Source organism: Rhizobacter sp. (assembly GCF_031412075.1).
GTDB lineage: Bacteria > Pseudomonadota > Gammaproteobacteria > Burkholderiales > Burkholderiaceae_C > Rhizobacter.
The window spans coordinates 1-2,675 of the sequence record NZ_JANOCG010000204.1 but is presented as its reverse complement, the minus strand read 5'-3'; the positions used below and the strand labels follow the sequence as shown (position 1 = coordinate 2,675).

Genomic DNA, 2,675 nt, shown 5'->3' with positions numbered 1-2,675 from the left:
CTGGTGTGTGGCTCGCAGCTGATCGGCGTGCCTCGCTCCACCGTCATCACTCTGGAAGGCTGACCGTGTACATCGCCGTCAAGGGCGGAGAAGCCGCCATCGAAGCCTCACGCCAGCTGCTGGCCAGCGCGCGCCGCGGCGACCTCGCCGTGCGTGAGCTGGAGGTGGCGCAGATCCGCGAGCAGCTGGGTCTCTTGGTCGACCGTGTGATGGCCGAAGCCTCGCTCTACGACCCCGAGCTGGCCGCGCTGGCGCTCAAGCAGGCGCGTGGCGACGCGGTCGAAGCCATTTTCTTGTTGCGCGCCTACCGCACCACGCTGGCGCGCGTGGCCGCCACCGAACCGATCGACACCCAGCGCATGCGTGCGCGGCGACGGGTGTCGGCCATCTTCAAAGACCTGCCGGGTGGGCAGCTGCTGGGGCCGACGTATGACTACACGCAGCGCTTGATTGACTTCTCGTTGCTCACGCCATCCGTTCGCCCTGAGCCTGTCGAAGGGTGCGCACAGCACGGCGCTGGCTTCGACAGGCTCAGCCCGAACGGAAGTGGGGTGAAGGCGAACGGCGGGGGAGGGACAGGCGATGGGTGGATCCCCAACGCCCTCGACACCCTCGCCAACGAAGGCCTGATCGAAGCCGCGCTGCCGAGCGAAGGTGACCCGCCACCCCCCGACATCACGCGCGACCCACCCGTCTATCCGCTGCCGCGCAGCGCACGCCTGCAAATGCTGGCGCGTGCCGACGAGGGCTGGGTGCTCGGCCTGGGCTACGCGACGCAGCGCGGTTATGCCCACACCCACCCGTTTGCTGGCGACATTCGCTTCGGCGCGGTCGCGCTGGAGATCGCGCCCGACGAGCTGGGCTTTGCCATCGAGATTGGCGAGATCGACGTGACCGAGTGCCAGATGATCAACCAGTTTGCCGGCAGCGCCAGCGTGCCGCCGCAGTTCACGCGCGGCTACGGTCTGGTGTACGGGCATGGCGAGCGCAAGGCGATGGCCATGTCGCTGGTCGACCGTGCGCTGCGCGCCGACGAGTTCGACGAAGACGTGACGGCGCCGGTGCAACAGCAGGAGTTCGTGCTGCCGCAGGGCGACAACATCGAGGCCTCGGGCTTTGTGCAGCATTTGAAACTGCCGCACTACGTGACCTTCGAGTCGGAGCTGCAGCTCATCCGCAAGCTGCGCGAGGAGGCGCTCAAATGATCGACGGGTACAACTTCGCTTATCTCGATGAGCGCACGAAACGGATGATCCGCCGGGCGATCCTGAAGGCTGTCGCCATCCCTGGCCACCAGGTTCCGTTTGGCTCGCGCGAGATGCCACTCGCCTACGGCTGGGGCACCGGTGGCATTCAAGTAACCGCCGCGGTGTTGGGCCAGCACGATGTGCTCAAGGTCATCGACCAGGGCAGCGACGACACCACCAACGCGGTCAACATCCGCCAGTTTTTTGCCCGCACCACGGGCGTCGCCACGACCGAGCGCACGCGAGAGGCCACGCTGATCCAGACGCGCCACCGCATCCCCGAAGCGCTTTTGCACGAAGGCCAGGTGCTGGTCTACCAGGTGCCGCAGCCCGAGCCGCTCTACAAGCTGGAGCCGCGCCGCACCGAAACGCTCAAGCTGCACGCCTGCGAGGAATACGGCCTCGTCAACGTGAAGCTCTACGAAGACCTGGCGCACTGGGGCCGCGTTGAAACCACCTATGACTACCCGGTGCAGGTGAACGGCCGTTATGTGATGTCGCCCTCGCCCATCCCGAGTTTCGACAACCCGAAGATGCACCGCAACCCGGCGCTGCAGCTCTTTGGCGCCGGGCGCGAAAAGCGGCTCTACGCCGTGCCGCCCTACACCGAGGTGAAGAGCCTCGACTTCGAAGACCACCCCTTCCACGTGGAGCCGCAAGGCCATGCCTGTGCGCTGTGCGGCTGCCGCACCAGTTTTCTCGACGAGGTGGTGCAGGGCGCGGGCGAGCGGCTGTGGGCCTGCTCCGACACCGACTGGTGCCGCGAGCAGCAGGAGGCCGCTGCATGAGTGGCGCACTGAGCATCGTGAACGCAGAGCGCAGCGACATCCCCACGCTGATCTCTCTCTACACCGCGGCCGGCCTCGACACGCGCGGGCCGCACGATGAAACCACCGCACGCACCGCCTGGGACCGCATGCACCTGGCCGTGCCGGGGGTGCGGGTCTTCATCGCCCAGCGTGCCGGCATCGCGGTCGGCACCTACACCCTGTTCATCCTGCCGCTGCTGGCCCATGCGGGCGCGCCCGAAGCCATCGTCGAAGACGTGGCGGTGCACCCTGAGGCGCAAGGCCAGGGCATCGGCCGCGCCATGATGGAACACGCGATGGGCCTGGCCCGCGAAGCCGGCTGCTACAAGCTCGCGCTCTCGTCCAACCAGCGGCGCGAGCAGGCCCATGCTTTTTATGAACGCCTGGGCTTCGCGCGCCACGGCGTGAGCTTTGCCGTGGAGTTGTCATGAGCCTTCCCGTGCTGCAGGTGGACACGCTCCACCACCGCTTTCCCCAAGGCAAGGCGTTTGCCGTGCGCGACGCCACGATCACCCTCTACCCCGGCGAGGTGGTCGCCATCGTCGGCGAGTCGGGCTCGGGCAAGAGCACGCTGCTCAACTGCATTGCCGGGCGCCTCACGCCGACCGAGGGTACGGTG

The 2,675-nt window shown here is 67.3% G+C and carries 4 protein-coding genes; all 4 read left to right on the top strand.

Annotated features, from left to right (window positions below; translation table 11 throughout):
* Nucleotides 1–65: 65 nt before the first annotated feature.
* Entirely contained in the window at nucleotides 66–1,205 is a 1,140-nt protein-coding gene (locus RMO40_RS07050; RefSeq protein WP_309718259.1) for a carbon-phosphorus lyase complex subunit PhnI, read from the top strand.
* Complete coding sequence (locus RMO40_RS07045) at nucleotides 1,202–2,035, top strand: alpha-D-ribose 1-methylphosphonate 5-phosphate C-P-lyase PhnJ (RefSeq protein WP_309718257.1); 834 nt, start codon at nucleotides 1,202–1,204, stop codon at nucleotides 2,033–2,035. The genes RMO40_RS07050 and RMO40_RS07045 overlap by 4 nt, the downstream gene beginning before the upstream one ends.
* Nucleotides 2,032–2,487: a GNAT family N-acetyltransferase gene (locus RMO40_RS07040; RefSeq protein ID WP_309718254.1), complete on the top strand. Its 456-nt coding sequence runs from the start codon at nucleotides 2,032–2,034 to the stop codon at nucleotides 2,485–2,487. The genes RMO40_RS07045 and RMO40_RS07040 overlap by 4 nt, the downstream gene beginning before the upstream one ends.
* The coding region (locus RMO40_RS07035; protein ID WP_309718251.1) for an ATP-binding cassette domain-containing protein at nucleotides 2,484–2,675 on the top strand (192 nt) is incomplete at its 3' end. The genes RMO40_RS07040 and RMO40_RS07035, both read left to right, overlap by 4 nt.

What these genes read in the sequence shown, in the direction of transcription:
- RMO40_RS07045 (WP_309718257.1), top strand. Translation starts at nt 1,202, where the DNA reads ATGATCGACGGGTACAACTTCGCTTATCTCGATGAGCGCACGAAACGG.
- RMO40_RS07040 (WP_309718254.1), top strand. Translation starts at nt 2,032, where the DNA reads ATGAGTGGCGCACTGAGCATCGTGAACGCAGAGCGCAGCGACATCCCC.